The organism is Thauera sp. DNT-1, assembly GCF_055393985.1.
Map to the genome: position 1 here is coordinate 2,614,669 of NZ_AP043752.1, position 18,348 is coordinate 2,633,016.

The following is an 18,348-nucleotide window of genomic DNA, read 5'->3' on the forward strand; positions in this document are numbered from 1 at the left end:
CAGGCCGCCGTCCCGCGAGGGGCTTGCCCGCAAGCCTTGTCCGCGTTGGCGCGGCACGGGCGAAGAGGCGCCCACACCCGCGATCGGACTGGAGGGTTCGCCCGTGAGACCGCCCACCCGCATTCCCGCACCGGCCCTGCGCAGGCCGGGCAGCTGCATCCGCAGCCTGATCCTGGCCCTCGCCCTGCTGCCGGCCGGCGCGGTCGCACAGACCGCAGAGCCCGCAGACGCGCCCGCAGCCATGCTCGCCCTGCGCTACGACCCCGCGATCGACCCCGCGGGCTGGTGGGTGAGCGAGAAGCTCGACGGCGTGCGCGCGTCGTGGGACGGCAGCGTGCTGCGTTTCCGCAGCGGGCGCGCGTTGCCGGCGCCGGCCTGGTTCCTCGCCGCGCTGCCGCCGGTCGCCCTCGACGGCGAGCTCTGGCTCGGCCGCCGCCGCTTCGACGAGCTCTCCGGCCTGCTGCGCCGCGAGGATCCCGCAGACCCGCTGTGGCGCGAGGTGCGCTACATGCTCTTCGAACTGCCCGGCGCCGCCGGCGACTTCGACAACCGGCTGGCGCGCCTGCGCGGCCTGGCCGAGGCCGCCGATGCGCCCTGGGTGCAGGCGATCCCGCAGCAGCGCGTACCCGACCGTGCCGCCTTGCAGCGCCTGCTCGGCGAGGTCCTCGCAGGTGGTGGCGAAGGCCTCATGCTGCATCGCGCCGACGCCCTCTGGCAGCCCGGCCGCAGCGAGGCCCTGCGCAAGCTCACCCCCTGGCTCGACGCCGAGGCGCGCGTGGTGGGCTACCTGCCGGGCAAAGGCAGGCTGCAGGGCAGGGTGGGCGCGCTGCAGGTCGAGCGCGCGGACGGGCGGCGCTTCCGCATCGGCAGCGGCCTCAGCGACGCGCTGCGCGCCAACCCGCCCGCGCTCGGCGTCCTCGTCACCTACCGCTACCGCGAGCTCACCCCCGCCGGCCTGCCGCGCTTTCCGCGCTACCTGCGCGAACGCACGCTGCCGTGAAGCGCCGGCGCCATCCGGGAGCGTCAGCGCGTGCGTGCCCGCCGCAGGGCGCAACGGATCCGCGCCTGCGCCACAGGGCCCCCCGATCGCGACTCGCGTCGCTCCTACGGGGCTCCCCGGAGCGAAGCGGTATTCCGCTGCCCGATCGCGACTTGCGTCGCTCCCACAAGGCTCCCCGAAGCGCGGCGGTTTTCCGTGGGAGCGACGCGAGTCGCGATTGCAGCGCACCGGGTCCGCGCCTGCGCTGCGGGAGGCTCCGGTCAGCCCTCCAGCTGCAGCGCCGCCAACCGCGCATACAGCCCGCCCTGGCGGCGCAGGTCGGCCGGGGTGCCGGTCTCGACGATGCGCCCCGCGTCCATCACCACGATGCGATCCACCTTCTGCACCGTCGCGAGGCGGTGGGCGATGATCAGCGTGGTGCGGCCCTGCATCGCGGCGGCCAGGCCTTGCTGCACGAGGACCTCGGCTTCGGCGTCGAGCGCGCTGGTGGCCTCGTCGAGCAGCAGGATGGGCGCGCCCTTGAGGATCGCGCGTGCGATCGCGATACGCTGGCGCTGGCCGCCCGAGAGCCGCGTGCCGCGCTCGCCGAGGAAAGTGGCGTAGCCCTCGGGCAGGCGGGCGATGAACTCGTCGGCGGCCGCGGCACGCGCGGCGGCGATCACCTCGGCGTCGCCTGCGTCGGGGCGACCGTAGCGGATGTTGTCGAGCGCGCTCGCGGAGAAGATCACCGGGTCCTGGGGCACGAGGGCGATACGCGCACGCAGGCTTCGCAGCGGCAGCGCGCGGATGTCCTGGCCGTCGATGCGGATGCAGCCCTCGCCGGCCTCGTAGAAGCGCAGCAGGAGCTGGAACAGGCTGGTCTTGCCGGCGCCCGAGGGGCCGACCAGCGCGAGCCTTTCGCCCACCGCGATGCGCAGGTCGATGCCGTCGAGCGCTGGCACGGCGGGGCGGGCAGGGTAGCGGAAGACGACGTCGGCGAGCTCGATCGCGGGGTGGGTGGCAGGGGCCTTGGTGGGGGAATCGGGTGCGGGGTTCGCGGCGGGCGCCGCGCCCGCAGGGCGCGTGCTGCGCGGGTTCTCATGCAGGCGCGGCGCCCGTCGCGAACCGCCACCTCCGGCCGCCTCCGCTACGCCCTCCGCCGCCTCTGCATCCCGGATCACCGGCTCTGCCTGCAGCAGCTCCAGCAGCCGCCCGCTCGCCCCCGCGGCGCGCATCACGTCGCCCCACACCTCGGCAAGCGTGCCGGCGCCGCCCGCGACCAGCGCGGCGTAGATCACGAAGGCGCCGAGATCGCCCACCGACAGCGCGCCGGCCTGCACCTGGCGCGCGCCGATCCACAGCACGAAGATGATCGTGCCCATCACCGCGGCGATGATCAGCCCGGTGAGCGCCGCGCGCACCCGGGTGCGCCGCACCGCGGCGGCGAAGCTGGTCTCGGCGCGGGCGGCGAAACGCGCGGCCTCGTTGTCCTCCTGCCCGAAGGCCTGCACCGTGGGCATGGCCGCGAGGATCTCGCCGGCGAGCGCCGAGGCGTCGGCGATGCGGTCCTGCGCCTCGCGCGAGAGGCTGCGCACGCGCCGGCCGATCAGCGTGATGGGCAGCGCGAGCAGGGCCATGAGCCCGAAGATGAGCCCGAAGAGCTGCACGCTGGTCACCGCCAGCATCAACATGCCGCCGACGAACTGGAAGAGGCTGCGCAGCCCCAGCGAGATCGAGCTGCCCACCACCGTCTGCACCAGCGTCGTGTCGCCGGTGAGCCGCGACAGCACCTCGCCGGTCTGCAGGGTCTCGAAGTACTGCGGCGACTGGCGCAGCACGCGCGCATACACCGCGCTGCGCAGGTCGGCGGTGACGCGCTCGCCGATCCACGACACCGTGTAGTAGCGCGCGGCCACCGCCGCCGCCCAGAACACTGCGAGGCCGAACAGCGCGACGAAACGTCCGTCCAGCCCCTGCGCGCCAAACAGCCCGCCGCCGTCCGCCGCCCCGCCCGTCGCGGCACCGCCGACGGACACGCCGCCGAAGCCCGCGTCGATCAGGTCGCGAAAGGCCAGCGGCACCACCAGGATGGCCGCCGAGCCCAGGCACAAGAACACGAAGGCGAGCACCACCCGTGCGCGGTAGGGGCGCAGGAAGGGGAGCAGGCCACGCAGGGCGGAGAGCGGGGCGGGGGAGGCGGTGTCGCTGGGCATGGCGGCATTATTGCGCCACCCGCGCGGACGGGGTGCGAACCAGGCGTCTGGAGCAGGGCGATTGCATGAAGGCGCTGCAGGCGCTCATCGCCTGCCACGTGGGAGCGGACCATTCCGTTGGAGCGATCGCCCTCGCGCCCGACGCTCCCGCATCGCAGCGGGCTGGGCTATGCTTGCCCCACCCCGATCGGCCGCCCGGAGCCCCGCATGGACACGCCCGCCACGATCCACGCCTTCTGGTTCGGCCCCGCGGCCGATGCGGACGCAGAGGCCGCCATCATCGAGCGCCAGTCGGCGCTATGGTGGAGGAAACAGCCCGCGGTCGACGCGGAGATCCGCGCACGCTTCGCCCCGCTGGTGGGCCGCGCCGCGGGCGGGGAGCTCGACACCTGGCTGGGCGGGCTGCGCGGGCGCCTGGCGCTGGTGCTGCTGACCGACCAGTTCCCGCGCAACATCTGGCGCGGCGAAGCCGCGGCCTTCGCCTTCGACGTGCTCGCGCTGCGCTGGGCGAAGGAGGCGCTCGCGCGCGGCCTCGACGCCGGGCTGCGCCCGATCGAGCGCGTCTTCCTGTACCTGCCGCTGGAGCACTCCGAAAACCTCGCCGACCAGCGCGAGGCGGTGCGTCGGTTCGATACGCTCGCCATCGCGGTCGAGCCCGCGCTGCGCACGGCCTTCGCCGGCTACCTCGACTACGCCCGCCGCCACCTCGAGATCATCGAGCGCTTCGGCCGCTTCCCGCACCGCAACGCCGCGCTCGGGCGCGAGACAAGCCCGGAGGAGGCCGAATTCCTGCGCCAGCCCGGCTCGCGCTTCTAGAATAGGCCACCCGTTCCATCTCGCCACCCCAGGACGCCATGAAAGCCCACATCCTGCAGCACGTTCCCTTCGAAGGCCCCGGTCACATCGGCGACTGGCTCGCCGCGCGCGGTGCGGACATCGGCTCGACCCGCTTCTGGGAATCGCCGGTGCTGCCCGACCCGGCCGCGATCGATCTGCTGGTGGTGATGGGCGGGCCGATGAGCGTCAATGACGAGGCGGAATTGCCCTGGCTGGTCGCCGAGAAGCGCTTCATCGCGGAAGTGGTCGCGCTCGGCCGGCCGGTGCTCGGCATCTGCCTCGGCGCGCAGCTGATCGCCAGCGCGCACGGCGCCCGCGTCTATCGCAACGCGGACAAGGAGATCGGCTGGTTCGAGGTCGCCGCCAGCGGAGCGGAACCCGACGCTGCAGACACCGCATCGCGCTTCCCCTTCCCCGCGCGCACCACCGTGCTGCACTGGCACGGCGAGACCTTCGATCTGCCCGCGGGCGCGCGCCTGCTCGCGTCGAGCCCGGCGTGCCGCCACCAGGCCTTCCAGCTCGGCGGGCGTACGATCGGCCTGCAGTTCCACCTCGAGATGACCGCATCCAGCCTGCGCGCGATCGTCGACAACTGCCGCGGCGAGCTGGTGCCGGGACGCTGGATCCAGGACGAGGCGACGATCCTCGGCCACGCCGACGGGCACTTCGCCGCGACCCACGCGCTGATGGACGGCCTGCTCGACTGGCTCGTACGCGCCTGAGGCAGCTTCAGCCGCCCTCGCGCGGCCGGCCGTGGTACTTCTTCGCGGCCTCGATCCAGGAGGCGGCCTGCGCCGCGTTGATCGGGGCGAGGCTCTTGTGTGCGCGGCGGGCGACCTCGGCGTTGTATTTCTCGACGACCTCCACCGCCGCCGCGCCGGCGAGCGTCTCCAGCGAGCGGATGCCGACCGTCCACAGCACGTCGGCCGCGCGCGGCTCGATCGTGCGCACCGAGAGCAGCTCCGCATGACCCATCCACTCGGCCAGGCGCTGCCGATCCACCCCCACCAGCGCGGCCAGTTCGGCGCTCGACTTGAGCCGCGACCCGGCCACCAGCAGGTCGGCGATGGTGAAGATCTGCTGGCGGTTGAGCGCGCCGCGCCAGGTCTCGCCGACCCCGACGATGTCTTCCACGCCCGCCCACGGGCTGAACTCCGGGCTGGCGCTCAGGCCCGCGTCCTCGCGCGGCAGGGGCACGAGGTCGAGCCGGATGCGCGACAGCTTGGACGGATCGATGTCGTCCTCGGGGCGCACGAAGCGGTACTCGAGGGTGCCCAGCGGCGACACGTCCACCGTCACCTGGGCGTCGATCGCCACCTCGCGCACCGCGAAGCGGCTCACCGGGTTGGTGGTCTGCGTCAGCTTGTGCTGCAGGGTGTCCAGGGTGTGGGCGACCGCGCTGGCGAAGTCGTCCGGGCTGCGCTTGCGCGCCGCCTCGACCTCGGCGAGCTGGCGGCGCAGCGCGGCGTTCTCGCTCTCGAGGCGGACGAGCTCCTTGCGCAGCGCCGCGATCACCGCCTCGGTGTTGTCGGCGCCGCTGCCGTCCTCCGCCACCGGGGTGAAGACGCCCAGCCTGCCCTCCAGATTCACCAGGCTGGACGTGCCGACGGGCTTCAGGTTCATCGTGTCCACGAGCCGGGGGTCGAGCAGCGAGCCGGCAGCGGTGCGGAGGTCCTTGGGATCGATGGGCATGGCGGGGCGACGAGTTCGTGAGGGGAAGGGCGGGCGATTCAGGCGGGTGGCGGCGAGACGTCGGGCATGCCCTGGCGCGGCGCCAGCCGCAGCCGCACCATCAGGCTGCTCGCGGCCTGGTAGCCGTACAGGCTGACCTGGCGCGGATCCACCGGGCGCGACATGAGGCGCGGCGGGACGCTCCCGCTGGCGCGCTCGACCGATGCGGAGAGCGCCACCTCGAGCGTCACCTCGGTGAAGGTGTACCACAGCGGCGGCACCCGGGGGGCGTCCTCGTCGCCGCGCTCGATCGCGTCGAGGCGATCGGTGGCGTGGCGGTCGAGCGCCTCCTGCGCCGCGGCGACCGAGACTACGGTGCGCGCGAGCAGTTCGCCCAGCTCGACGGCCTGCTGGCCGGCCAGTTCGCCGGCACTGACGTTCGCCTTGTCCATGCGTTCTCCCGCCGGCGCGGAGGCGGGCCTTCCCGCCCCCACGCCGGACCGTTCAGAAGGTGACGGTGACCGAGTTGCTCACCAGGCCGATGCGCGCGGTGATCACGAAGCTGGCCGGCGCCGTGTCGGCGTCCTCGTCGAGGAAGTCACGCCTCAGCTCGATCTGGAGCTGCCCCGCGGCATCGGTGACGCCGCTGCCGAGATGCCGCCAGGGCACGCCGGAGCTCTCGACCGACAGCGCCTTGCCGGCGATCGGCGCGCCATTGCGGCGACTGTACTGCAGCAGCACGCTCATGGTGCGTCCGACCAGATCGCCGCCATCCATGACGTCGGCGATCTCGCCCTGGATGAGCGCGAGGCGCGGCCCGCGGATCACCTGGTTGGGCTTGGGGATGCCGACGTCGTCGCGCGGCTCGAGCAGCGCACTGGCGCGGATGCGGCCGAGCGAGACGTCGGTGGACACGTCGGTCGTGGTGGTGCTCGACCCGGATCCGCTCCCGCTGGTGACCATGCCGGGGCCGAAGAACATCGACACGCCGCTGCCGAAGAGCCCGAAATTCGAGCCCGAGTACGCGCTCGTGGTCTCCGAGGACGCGGCGAACTCGCGCGCGCAGAACTCGCCCTGCAGGCGCACGCTGGTCCATTGGTAGAACACCGGATCGATGAAGCTGATCAGCGGCAGCGGGCGCACGTGGTTGGTGACATGGTCGAGCGTGCCGTCGTCGCGGAACACCTGCTCGCGCACCGCGATCACGTTGACCAGCGTGGCGGCCAGCGCCGAGGCCGTCGCCGCGCTCGAGGTGTCGAGCTGCAGCTGGGTCGCGGCCACGGCCGCGCCGGTGCGTTCGACCAGCGTGCCGAAGGCGATGCCGGCACCGCGCAGTTCGTCGGAGACGTTGGCGTCCTCGGCCAGCGCTCGGGCAAGGGGAGGAAGTAGATCAGGCATGATGGTTTCTCCTGTGGCGGGCGGCGCTCAGAGCGACACCGTCGTGCTGCGTTCGATCTGGCCCAGCGTGGCGGTCACCGTGCCGCGCACGCGGCGCTGGAAGAGCGGGCTGGGGATGTTGCGCGACAGCGTGATCCGGCACTGCCCGGCCGCGTTCGTGGTGTTGCCGGTGAAGCCGTCGGCGGTCGCGAAGGACAGGTCGAAGGGGCCGGGATCGACGTCGATCGTCACGGTCGGATTCACCGCGCCATTGGCCTTGCGCACCGTGATCACGATGTCGGTGGAGCGCGCGGTGACGACGCCCGAGTTCAGCGTCTCCTGCACGCTGCCCAGCGCCATGAAGAGCTGCGGTCCGATGGAGACCTCGGCCGGCGGGTCGAATCCGTCGACGTTGCGCGGCTGCAGCAGGGCGTCCATCAGCACGCGCCCCTCCGCCCAGTTCGATTCGAAGTCCGACTCCTCGGAACGGAAGGTCGATTTCTCCTTGAACGACGACACGCCGATGCCCAGGAAGCCGAAGAAGAGGCCGACATTGGTCGCCCGCGCGCTCTTGGTCTTGCTGTTGACGCTGATGCCGCGCTCGTTGTCGACCGCACCGACGGTCATGTCCATGCGCAGCGCGACGTGGCTCCACTGATGCGCGGTGGGACGGACGAAGTTGATCAGCGACACGTTCTGGGTCACGAGCTGGGTCGCGCTGGGGACCGGGAGGCCGTCGTCGTTCAACTCCTGCACGACGTCGGTGACCACCGTGATGTTGGACTGCGACAGGGTGGTCGCGGTGTCGACCAGGCCACGATCGAGGGCGGTCTGCGAATCGGCGACCCCGCGGCCGATCGAGGCCAGGATATCGCCGAAGCTGGGCGCGAGCTCGGCGAGTTCGCCGGAGACGTCGGCCCCGAGGGCGAGCGCGCCGCCGACCGCACCGGGCATCAGCGCACCCGCCGAGAGGATGCTGCCCTCGGGCAGCGCGGCAGCCGGCGACGTCGCGCCGGCCTGGGTCCGGGTCGGCTTGCCCTTGCCCGGTTTTTCGGTGTTGTCAGCCATGATGCACTCCTTGTGAGTGGTTCATCGGAACAAGCGCTCGCCGCGGACCTCGCGGGCGACGTTGCGGTCGAGCGCTTCGAGCAAGGGAGAGAGCGCGGCGGCCAGGGCCTGCCATGCGACGGTGGAGACGGTCTCGGGTGCGCCGGAGAGCAGGGCGTGGAGCGGATGCGCCAGCGCGAGTCGCGCCGCGGCGGGTGGCGGCGCACCGAGGAAGGCGGCCACGCTGCGGATCTGCGCGCGCAAGGCCGCGGGCAGGAAGGCCAGCGCATCCTCGTCCGGGGCACCGGCGCATAGTGCGGCGAGCCCGCCGGGCAGCGTGCGCTCGAGTTCGATCGCGCGTCTGGCCCCCACGCCGCGCACCGCCGTCCACGGCAGGTCGACCCGCCAACGCGGCGCGGGCAGCGGATCCGCGGGCACCGTCGGCGTCCCCGGCGCCGCGGGGGTGGCCCGCACGACGACGCCGGGACTCGTCGCCAGCGCCCACGGCTGCGGCCCGAGCGGCACATTCACGCCGCGCACCTCCAGCATCCACTCACCCTCGCCGAGCGCCACGTCGATGCATTCGACGGTGTTGCGCCGGTCCGGACTGCCGACCGCGCCGGCCGGGTGGTTGCCCCAGGCAAGCACGCTGCCGCCGGCATCGCGCAGCACCAGGTCGAGGTCGTTGATCAGGGCCTCGCCCGGCGCGTCGTACCAGCACAGCACCGCGCGCAGCCGTCCCGGCCCCGTGCAGTCGATGCGGCGGCGCTCGCCGGTCGCCACACCGACGCGGTCCTCGATCAGCACCGGCCCGTCGGGACCGGGCAGGCTGCCGGCCAGCCACAGGCGACCGAAGCCCGCGCGCTGGCGGTCCTCCTCGCCCTGTCCGTCGCGCCGATGCACCGCCCGTGCGCCGTGGATCAGCAGCGCCTTGAGCGCGGCGCCGCCCGGCGCCTCGCCGAGCACCGGCCGCCAGCGCTGGCGCAGCACCGCCGCCGCACCCGCGACCACCCCGGTCGACATCGAGGTGCCGCCGAGGTACTGGTACCAGGGCAGCGGATTGGCCAGGCCCCAGCCCCGTGCCGAACTCGCCGTGCTGCGCGCGGCGGCGAGGTTGGTGCCGGGCGCACACAGGTCGGGCTTGATGCGGCCGTCCAGCGTGGGACCGCAGCTCGACAGCAGCGCGAGCCGCTCGGCGTCGCCCGAGACGGACGCGCCGCGCTGTGCCGGATCGGGAAAGCGCGTGCCAGCGGGATCGAGCGCCGCCCACCCGCCGCGCAGGCCGATGCCGGCATCCGGTCCCTCGGTGGCACCGACGGCAAGAACGCTTTTCGCGCTTGCCGGCGCGTACAGCGTGCCGGCATCGACGGCCCCGTCGCGGTTGCGGTCGCGGCCGGCGTTGCCGGCGGCGACGATCACCAGCATCTCGGCATGGGCGTGAAGGAAATGGTCGCACTCCCAACTGTCGTCGGTATAGGCGCCCGCAGCCTCCACGCCCCAGGCGTCGACGTGGATCGCCGCACCGGCGGCGCGCGCCTGTTCGAGCAGCTCGCGCAGGTCGAGCGGCCGCCCGGCGAGGTAGAAGCCGGGCTGCAGCCGGCTGCGCCATTCCGGCAGCGGGTCGACGTACTGCTCGATCGCCTGCATGAGGATGCGCGCACCCGGCGCCACGCCCACCAGCCTGCCGGCGCTCAAGCCGCCGTCGCCCGCAGCCAGCCCCACCACATGGGTGCCATGGCCGCTGCCACGATCGGCGCCACCGTCGTCCGCGCCCGGAGCGCGCACGAAGGCCGACCATCCGGGCGCGAGCGGCCAGCTATGGATCGCCTGCACCCGCCCGGCGAAATCGGGATGCGGCGCATCGGTCGCACCGGTTCCCAGGCCGGTATCGGCGAACGCGATCAATTCGCCCTCGCCGCCCTGCGCGCCAGTCGCGCCGCCCGCGCTCTCCGGCAGGGCGGTCGCACCGATCGCGAGCCGCAAGGACAGCGAGGCCGTGCGCGGCAGGGTGCCCGGATCGGCAATCTTCACCCCGACCGCGTCGCGCAGCCGGCCGACCGCACCCGCATCGCCGCTCACCCGCAGCTTGTAGGGGCTGCTCGCGACCACCTGCAGGCCGGCGGCGGTGAGCTCGCCTTCGAGGCGGACGCGGTCTTCCACGCTGAAGGCCACCGCATCGACGGTGTCCGGCAAGGCCGCCACCCCGCCCGCGCCCGCGCGCGCGCAGTCCTCCGCCGCGTAGGGAGCGATCGCGCGCAAGGCAGGAAGCGCGGCACGCAGGGCGACAAGATCGCCACCGACGTCCGCACACAGGCCGCTGGGCGGACAGTCGAAGCGTGGCGTCCAGCCCAGCGTGGCGAGCGTCTCGCGCCAGGCTGGCAATACCGGGCCGGCGAAGCGCAGGATGCAGCGCGGCCCCGCTCCCGGCTCGAAGCATCCGGACGGAAGAGTGCGGGGCACGCCATGGACCCGGATCGGATCGAGATCCGTCCAGCTCGCCCAGGCCGTGACCGGCACACGTTCGACCTCGACGAGCGCCAGCTCGCCATAGCGAGCCAACACCGCGCCTGCTGTCGCCGCGGCCGGCACGAGGGCGAAACACGCGGGCGCGACGCCAGGATGCGCGCGCGGGGCGGAAACCATGCTCGACTCCAGGGAAGAAGGCTGCGCGGACAACCGGGGAGACGGGCGCCGGCGCACAACCGACCGGCACCGCAGTCACCACCGATGCTTTCACCATAGCCCCAATGCGGGTCGAATTCAAAAGGCGGAGACGCTTTGTCCCACGCCGATCGACTGCGGCAGCTTCCTTGCACGGCGCGGTTAGAATGAATGTCACACTCGCCCACCGTGGCCGCAGAGCGCGCGCCCTTGCCCGGAGTCGGCACCATGTCCCTTGCTGTCCGCCCGTCTGCCTCGTCCTTCACCCGCAGCCTGCTCGCCGTGCTCGCATCGGTGCTGCTCGCCGGCTGCGCCAGCCTGATCCAGCGCGAGCCGGTGCGCATCAACGTGGTCGGGCTCGAACCCCTGCCGGGCGAGGGCATGGAGATGCGCTTCGCAGTGAAGCTGCGCGTGCAGAACCCCAACGAGGCGGCGATCGATTTCGACGGCCTCGCCCTCGAGCTCGACCTCGACGGCAAGCCCTTCGCCACCGGCGTCAGCGACCGCAAGGGCAGCGTGCCGCGCTTCGGCGAGGCGCTCGTCGAGATCCCGGTGTCGGTCTCGGCGATCGCGGTGGTGCGCCAGGCGCTCGGCGTCATCGAAGGCGAACCGAAGACCGAGGTGCCCTACATCCTGCGCGGGCGGCTCGCCGGCGGGCTGCTCGGCGGCACCCGATTCGGCGATGCGGGCATGCTGAAATTGCCCGAGCCGCTCCGTAACCCGCGCTGAACGCAGCACCCGAACCAGTCCCAGGCCCTGCCCCAGGCCGCGCACCGCGGCCCCCAACTGTCCGCCGCCCACAAGGAGACCGCACGATGACCCTGCCCACCGTCCACGACGCCCGCCTCCAACTCGACAAGCGCGTCGCCACCCTCACGCTGGCGCGCGACGACGTGCGCAACGCGCTCACCGGCACCGCGCTGATCGACGACATCGTCGGCGTGGCCGAATGGGTGAACCGCTGCGAGGAGGTCTCCGTCCTCGTCATCACCGGCGAAGGCGCGGCCTTCTCCGCGGGCGGCAACGTCAAGGACATGGCGGCGCGCGGCGGCGACTTCGCCGGCGACGTGGCCGAGGTCGCCACCCGCTACCGCCAGGGCATCCAGCGCATCCCGCTGGCGCTGCAGGCGGTCGAGGTGCCGGTCATCGCCGCGGTCAACGGCCCGGCGATCGGCGCCGGCTTCGACCTCGCCAACATGGCCGACATCCGCATCGCATCGACCAAGGCGAAGTTCGGCGAGACCTTCCTCAACCTCGGCATCATCCCCGGCGACGGCGGCGCCTGGTTCATGCAGCGCCTGATCGGCTACCAGCAGGCCTTCGAGCTCACGCTCTCGGGCCGCATCGTCGGCGCCGCCGAGGCGAAGACGCTCGGCATCGTGCTCGAGGTGGTCGAGCCCGAGCAGTTGCTGCCCCGCGCGCACGAGCTGGCCGCACGCTTCGCCGCCCAGCCTCCCAAGGCCCTGCGCCTCACCAAGCGCCTGATGAAGATGGCGCAGCGCATGGAACTGAAGGACTTCCTCGACCTTTCCGCCGCCTTCCAGGGCATGTGCCACAACGAACCCGAGCACCTCGAGGCGGTCCAGCGCCTGCTCGCGCGCACCTGAACCACGAGCACCCGCAAACGATGAACGGCCACGCCCCCCACTTCGACGTCGAGGACTTCGCCGATCCGGCCGCGGCGCTGGCCCGGGCGCACGAGATCTACGACCTCGCGGTCGAGCACCTGCGCCGCGGCCTGCAGCACTACGTCGACGGCGCCGACATCGGCCGCCACGTGCGCGCCTGCTATCCGCTGCTGCGCGTGCGCACCGACACCGTGGCGCGCGCCGATTCGCGGCTGTCCTACGGCTTCGTCGCCGGGCCGGGCGTGTTCGAGACCACGCTGACCCGGCCCGACCTGTTCGCCGACTACTACCTGGAGCAATTCCGCCTGCTGGTGCAGAACCACGGCGTGGCCTTGCAGGTGGGCAGCAGCACGCAGCCCATCCCGGTGCATTTCGCCCTGCCCGAGCACGACTACCTGGAAGGCCACCTCGGCCCCGAGCGCCGCCGCCTGCTGCGCGATCACTTCGACCTGCCCGACTTGGGCGCCATGGACGACGGCATCGCCAACGGCACCTTCGAGCCCGGCCCCGGCGAACCGCATCCGCTCGCGCTGTTCACCGCGCCGCGGGTGGATTACTCGCTGCACCGGCTGCGCCACTACACCGGCACGCGGCCGGCCTTCTTCCAGAACTTCGTGCTGTTCACCAACTACCAGTTCTACATCGACGAGTTCATCCGCCTCGGCCACGAGCTCATGGCCGACACCGCCTCCGGCCACGGCTACGAGGCCTTCGTCGAGCCGGGCAACGTGGTCACCCGCCGCAGCGACCTCGCGCCGCAGGCCGAGGACGCCGATGGCACCCCGCCGCCGCGCCTGCCGCAGATGCCGGCCTACCACCTGGTGCGCGGCGACCACGCCGGCATCACGATGGTGAATATCGGCGTCGGCCCGGCCAACGCCAAGACCATCACCGACCACATCGCGGTGCTGCGCCCGCACGCCTGGATCATGCTCGGCCACTGCGCCGGGCTGCGCAACAGCCAGCATCTGGGCGACTACGTGCTCGCCCACGGCTACGTGCGCGAGGACCACGTGCTCGACGAGGAGCTCCCGCCCTGGGTGCCGATCCCGCCGCTGGCCGAGGTGCAGGTCGCGCTCGAGGCCGCCGTGGCCGAGGTCACGCAGCTGTCCGGCTACGAGCTCAAGCGCCTGATGCGCACCGGCACCGTCGCCAGCACCGACAACCGCAACTGGGAGCTGCTGCCCTCGCACGGCATGTCGAGCAGCCCGGAGCGCCGCTTCAGCCAGAGCCGCGCGGTGGCGCTCGACATGGAATCCGCCACCATCGCCGCCAACGGCTTCCGCTTCCGCGTGCCCTACGGCACCCTGCTGTGCGTCAGCGACAAGCCGCTGCACGGCGAGATCAAGCTGCCCGGCATGGCCGACAAGTTCTACCGCGAGCGGGTGGACCAGCACCTGCGCATCGGCATCCGCGCGCTCGAGCAGTTGCGCGAACAAGGCGTCGACCGCCTGCACAGCCGCAAGCTGCGCAGCTTCGCCGAGGTGGCGTTCCAGTAGCGGCTGCGGCATCCTCGCGCCCTTCGCCCGCAACATCCGCCATGTCCGCCGCGCCGCCCTCCGCCCACCCGATCCGCGTGCTCTCCGTCATCCCGCCGATGACGCAGCTCAACACGCCCTACCCGTCCACCGCCTACCTCACCGGCTTCCTGCGCTCGCGCGGGGTGGATGCGGTGCAGGAAGACCTGGCGCTGAAGCTGGTGCTGCGCCTGCTCTCGCCCGCCGGGCTGGACGACATCCGCGCCCGCGCCGAGGCGCTGCCGAAGAAGCGGCGCACGCCGCTGGTACAGGGCTTTCTCGACCACTTCGCGCGCTACCGCTACACCGTCGACCCCACCATCGCCTTCCTGCAGGGTCGCGACCCGACCATCGCGCACCGCATCGCCAGCCGGACCTTCCTGCCCGAGGGGCCGCGCTTCGATGCGGTGGACGCCTACGTCGACCCGGACGACCCCGAGGGCGGCGACCCGCTCGCCTGGGCCTTCGGCGCCCTCGGCCTCGCCGACCGCGCGCGCCACCTGGCGACGCTGTACCTCAACGAGCTCGCCGACATCCTGCGCGACGCGGTGGATGCGCGCTTCGAGTTCGTGCGCTACGCCGAGACGCTGGCGATGAGCCAGCCCACCTTCGAGCCGCTCGCCGCCGCGCTTGCCGCCGCACCGACGCTGGTCGACGCGTATTTGAAAGACCTGACCCTCGAAGCCCTCTCCCGCCACTCGCCGCAGGTGGTGCTGGTCTCCACCCCCTTCCCGGGCTCGGTGTACGGCGCCTTCCGCATCGCGCAGGCGATCAAGGCCGCGCATCCGGAGATCGTCACCGTGCTCGGCGGCGGCTTCGTCAATACCGAGCTGCGCGAGCTCGCCGAGCCACGGGTGTTCGACCATTTCGACTACGTCACGCTCGACGACGGCGAGCGCCCGCTGCTCGCGCTGCTCGAGCACCTGCAGGGCCGGCGCGGCAGATCCCGGCTGGTGCGGACCTTCGTGCGCGATGCGGATACGGGCCAGGTGCGCTACATCAACCTCGCCGAGCCCGACGTGCCCTTCGCCGAGGTCGGCACCCCGACCTGGGACGGCCTGCCGCTGGACGGCTACCTGTCGGTGCTCGACATGCTCAACCCGATGCACCGCCTGTGGTCGGACGGGCGCTGGAACAAGCTCACCGTGGCCCACGGCTGCTACTGGAAGAAGTGCAGCTTCTGCGACGTCAGCCTCGACTACATCGGCCGCTACGACGGCGCCGCCGCCGGCCTGCTGGTCGACCGCATCGAGGCGATCATCGCCGAGACCGGCCAGACCGGCTTCCACTTCGTCGACGAGGCCGCGCCGCCCAAGGCCTTGCGTGCGCTCGCCGAGGAGCTGCTGCGGCGCGGCTTGGCGATCTCGTGGTGGGGCAACATCCGCTTCGAGAAATCCTTCAGCCCCGAGCTCTGCCAGCTGCTCGCCGACAGCGGCTGCATCGCGGTCTCGGGCGGGCTGGAGGTGGCCTCCGACCGCCTGCTGCAGCTGATGAAGAAGGGCGTTTCGGTCGAGCAGGTCGCGCGCGTCACCCACGCCTTCACCGCGGCCGGGGTGCTGGTGCACGCCTACCTGATGTACGGCTTCCCCACCCAGACGGTGCACGACACCGTCGACGCGCTCGAATACGTGCGCCAGCTCTTCGAAGCCGGCTGCATCCAGTCGGGCTTCTTCCATCGTTTCGCATGCACCGTGCATTCTCCGGTGGGCAGGAACCCGGAGGAGTTCGGCGTCACCCTGGTGGCGCTGCCCGAGATCACGTTCGCGAAGAACGACGTCGGCTTCATCGACCCCACCGGGGTGGACCACGACCGCCTCGGCAAGGCGCTCAACAAGGCGCTATACAACTACATGCACGGCATCGGCCTGGACACCGACGTGCGCGCCTGGTTCGAGGACAAGGTGCCGCGCCCGCGCGTGGCCAGGCACTTCATCGCCCGCGCACTGGGCGCCTGAGCATTGCACGGGCGACACGGCCGCGGGCGTCGAATCAGGTTCGCCCCATTGGCACCAACAATATGCGCGCGGCTACAATCCCCCGACCGCGCACGCGGACCTTGCTGATCGGATCGCACTGGAAACATGGACAAGCAGCCCACGGAAGGCCCGGAACTGGAGGTGTCGTTCGACGAACTCACGCGCGTCCTGAGCGTGAGCATCGCCCATGACCCGCATTTTCCGCGCATCGACGCCTTGTGGCTGCGCCGACGGCTCGAAGCCGCGGGCTACGCCGACCTGCAGATCCGCCCCGACCCGATCCGCCGCCTGATCGCCCAGTACAACGCCGGCGAGGCGGTGGCGCCGGTCGAGATCGCGCAGTGCGTGGATGCGTCGATGCAGATCGGAGTCTCGCTGGACGGACTGGTCGCACGCCTGAGCATCGTGCCGGCCAAGGGTGGCAAGCCGGCGAGCAAGACCGAACTGCTCGCCCTGATCGAATCGCGCGGCATCGTCGAGGGCCTGCTGCTGGAGGAGATGAACCGCGCCATCGCCGACGGTCAGGCCGACGACCTCGCCATCGCGCGCGGCCGGGAACCGGAACCGGGCAAGGACGGCTGGCTCGAGTACCTGCTGCCGGAGACGCGCGAGCGCGTACCCAGCGTGCGCCCCTGCGGCCGCACCGACTACCGCGACCTCGGCGAGATCCTCGTCGTCCACGCCGGCGATGCGCTGATGCGCCGCCATCCCCCGCAGCCCGGAGTCGACGGCGTCAATGTGTACGGCCGGCCGATCGTGGCGCGGCGCGGTCGCGAGCAGCGCTTCGCCCCCGGCCTGCGCGGCACCGCGATCTCGCCCGAGGACCCCGAGCTGCTCGTGGCTGCCTGCGACGGCCAGCCGGTGCGGGTGCGCAACGGCGCGATGGTGGAGCCGATCTTCACCGTGGATGCGGTCAACCTCGCCACCGGCAACATCGACTTCGACGGCAGCGTGCGCATCCGCAACGATGTGCAGGCCGGGATGACGGTGCGCGCCAGCGGCGACATCGAGGTCGGCGGCGTGGTCGAGCCGGCCACGCTGGAGGCCGGCGGCAGCATCGTGGTCAAGGGCGGCGTGCTCGGCGGGCTGGGCGGCAAGACCGCCGGCAAGGATTACAGCGCGCACGCGATCCGCTGCGAGGGCAGCTTCTGCGCCACCTACGCGCAGCAGGCGCGCATCAGCGCGGGCGACTCGATCTTCATCGACGACGTCGCCATGCAGTGCCAGCTCGAGGCACGCAACCACATCCGCGTAGGCAAGCGCCTGCGCGGCCAGATCGTCGGCGGCCATTGCCGCGCCAGCCTGTCCATCCACGCGCGCACGATCGGCGCGAACAGCCGCATCCGCACCGAGCTCGAGATCGGCATGGACAACGGGCTGGAACACGCCATCCAGGAGAAGGCCGAGGCGCGCGACGCACTCGAGAACCGCTTGCTCGAGATCGGCAAGATGCTCACCTTCGCCGACCGCCATCCCGATCGCGTGACACCCGAGATGCTGGGACGTGCCGAGCAGACGGCGAGCGCGCTGTCGGGCGAGATCGAGAGCTTGCGCAGCGAGGAGGAGGATCTGCAGCACCGCCTCGCGCTCACCCGCGAGGCACGGGTGAATGCGGAGCGCGAGATGTTCGAGGGCTGCATCGTGCGCATGGGCGAGCAGCTGTTCAAGCTGTCGCAGGACCGCGGGCCGACCACGGTGCGACTGGCCACCCAGGGGCTGGGCGTGTTCCCGCTCGAGGACGACAGCCGCTTCGACGAGCCGCAGCGCCCGGCGGCGGCCAGCCAGGGCTCGTCCCGGCGCTGAGCGTCGCCACCGCGCCCGGCGGCGACGCCCGCGGCACGGCGGCTTACTTCAGCGCGGCGAGCGCGGCGGCGTAGTCGGGCTCTTCCTTGATCTCGGGCACGAGCTGCGAATACACCACCTTGTCGTTGCCATCGACGACCACGACCGCGCGCGCGGTGACGCCGGCGAGCGGGCCGGAGGTGATCGCGACGCCGTAGTCCTGCGCGAACTTCGGGTTGCGGAAGGTCGACAGCGTATGCACGTTCTTCAGGCCTTCGGTCTCGCAGAAGCGCTTGGCGGCGAAGGGCAGGTCGGCGGACACGACCAGCACCACGGTATCCGCGAGGCCGGCGGCCTCGGCGTTGAACTTGCGGGTCGAGGTGGCGCACACCGGGGTGTCCAGGCTGGGGACGATGTTCAGCACCTTGCGCTTGCCGGCGAAGGCCTCGAGGCCCACGTCGGCGAGATCGGCGCCGGTGAGCCTGAAGACGGGCGCCGCCTCGCCGGCCTGCGGGAAACGGCCCGCCACGTCGATCGGGTTGCCGCCAAGGGTGACTTTGCTCATGTCGATCTCCTTCAGGTGAGGGTTGCGCCGGCACGTGCCTGCGTCGCCGGCTGGTGGGACCGCTAGCCTACACCAAGCCGATGCATGCAGGCGTT

At 72.0% G+C, this 18,348-nt stretch carries 15 protein-coding genes; 8 read left to right on the forward strand and 7 right to left on the reverse strand.

Annotated features, from left to right (window positions below):
- Positions 1 to 103: 103 nt before the first annotated feature.
- Positions 104 to 1,000: a DNA ligase gene (locus tag ACZ5PP_RS12075; protein ID WP_273421493.1), complete on the forward strand. Its 897-nt coding sequence runs from the start codon at positions 104 to 106 to the stop codon at positions 998 to 1,000.
- 260 nt (positions 1,001 to 1,260) lie between these two features.
- Here the strand turns inward: ACZ5PP_RS12075 and ACZ5PP_RS12080 are convergent, their stop codons facing one another.
- Positions 1,261 to 3,192: an ABC transporter transmembrane domain-containing protein gene (locus tag ACZ5PP_RS12080; protein ID WP_043741686.1), complete on the reverse strand. Its 1,932-nt coding sequence runs from the start codon at positions 3,190 to 3,192 to the stop codon at positions 1,261 to 1,263.
- Positions 3,193 to 3,399: 207 nt separating this feature from the next.
- Between ACZ5PP_RS12080 and ACZ5PP_RS12085 the strand changes: the two genes are divergently transcribed.
- Both ACZ5PP_RS12085 and ACZ5PP_RS12090 read left to right on the forward strand, forming a co-directional pair.
- Positions 3,400 to 4,008 carry a DUF924 family protein gene (locus ACZ5PP_RS12085; protein WP_004302857.1) on the forward strand — a complete coding sequence of 203 codons (609 nt, stop codon included), beginning with the start codon at positions 3,400 to 3,402 and terminating at the stop codon, positions 4,006 to 4,008.
- A gap of 38 nt (positions 4,009 to 4,046) precedes the next feature.
- Complete coding sequence (locus ACZ5PP_RS12090) at positions 4,047 to 4,751, forward strand: type 1 glutamine amidotransferase (RefSeq protein WP_004302859.1); 705 nt, start codon at positions 4,047 to 4,049, stop codon at positions 4,749 to 4,751.
- Between the two features lie 7 nt (positions 4,752 to 4,758).
- Here the strand turns inward: ACZ5PP_RS12090 and ACZ5PP_RS12095 are convergent, their stop codons facing one another.
- From ACZ5PP_RS12095 to ACZ5PP_RS12115, 5 genes are read right to left on the reverse strand one after another with little or no spacing between them, the layout of a single operon-like run.
- Positions 4,759 to 5,721, reverse strand: a complete 963-nt coding sequence (locus ACZ5PP_RS12095; protein ID WP_012584230.1) for a DUF4332 domain-containing protein — start codon at positions 5,719 to 5,721, stop codon at positions 4,759 to 4,761.
- A gap of 38 nt (positions 5,722 to 5,759) precedes the next feature.
- Entirely contained in the window at positions 5,760 to 6,152 is a 393-nt protein-coding gene (locus tag ACZ5PP_RS12100) for a hypothetical protein (protein WP_012584231.1), read from the reverse strand.
- 52 nt (positions 6,153 to 6,204) lie between these two features.
- Positions 6,205 to 7,098 (reverse strand): hypothetical protein, encoded by an 894-nt coding sequence (locus tag ACZ5PP_RS12105; RefSeq protein WP_464826089.1) that lies wholly within the window; start codon positions 7,096 to 7,098, stop codon positions 6,205 to 6,207.
- Between the two features lie 27 nt (positions 7,099 to 7,125).
- Entirely contained in the window at positions 7,126 to 8,145 is a 1,020-nt protein-coding gene (locus ACZ5PP_RS12110; protein WP_464826090.1) for a hypothetical protein, read from the reverse strand.
- Positions 8,146 to 8,166: 21 nt separating this feature from the next.
- Entirely contained in the window at positions 8,167 to 10,767 is a 2,601-nt protein-coding gene (locus ACZ5PP_RS12115; RefSeq protein WP_464826091.1) for a S8 family serine peptidase, read from the reverse strand.
- Between the two features lie 246 nt (positions 10,768 to 11,013).
- Between ACZ5PP_RS12115 and ACZ5PP_RS12120 the strand changes: the two genes are divergently transcribed.
- The 5 genes from ACZ5PP_RS12120 to ACZ5PP_RS12140 all read left to right on the forward strand — a co-directional run bounded on the left by ACZ5PP_RS12120 (position 11,014) and on the right by ACZ5PP_RS12140 (position 17,709).
- Positions 11,014 to 11,514 carry an LEA/WHy family protein gene (locus ACZ5PP_RS12120; protein WP_464826092.1) on the forward strand — a complete coding sequence of 167 codons (501 nt, stop codon included), beginning with the start codon at positions 11,014 to 11,016 and terminating at the stop codon, positions 11,512 to 11,514.
- 86 nt (positions 11,515 to 11,600) lie between these two features.
- Entirely contained in the window at positions 11,601 to 12,392 is a 792-nt protein-coding gene (locus tag ACZ5PP_RS12125) for an enoyl-CoA hydratase-related protein (protein WP_004302873.1), read from the forward strand.
- A gap of 20 nt (positions 12,393 to 12,412) precedes the next feature.
- A complete protein-coding gene (locus ACZ5PP_RS12130; protein WP_043741677.1) occupies positions 12,413 to 13,912 on the forward strand; it encodes an AMP nucleosidase in 1,500 nt (499 codons plus the stop codon).
- A 41-nt stretch (positions 13,913 to 13,953) separates the two neighbouring features.
- On the forward strand, positions 13,954 to 15,885 hold the full coding sequence (locus ACZ5PP_RS12135) for a B12-binding domain-containing radical SAM protein (RefSeq protein WP_012584236.1): 1,932 nt from the start codon (positions 13,954 to 13,956) through the stop codon (positions 15,883 to 15,885).
- Between the two features lie 126 nt (positions 15,886 to 16,011).
- Complete coding sequence (locus ACZ5PP_RS12140; RefSeq protein WP_004302878.1) at positions 16,012 to 17,709, forward strand: DUF342 domain-containing protein; 1,698 nt, start codon at positions 16,012 to 16,014, stop codon at positions 17,707 to 17,709.
- A gap of 43 nt (positions 17,710 to 17,752) precedes the next feature.
- On the opposite strand, the gene tpx is transcribed toward ACZ5PP_RS12140, so the two are convergent.
- Complete coding sequence (tpx, locus tag ACZ5PP_RS12145; RefSeq protein WP_012584237.1) at positions 17,753 to 18,253, reverse strand: thiol peroxidase; 501 nt, start codon at positions 18,251 to 18,253, stop codon at positions 17,753 to 17,755.
- Positions 18,254 to 18,348 lie beyond the last annotated feature (95 nt).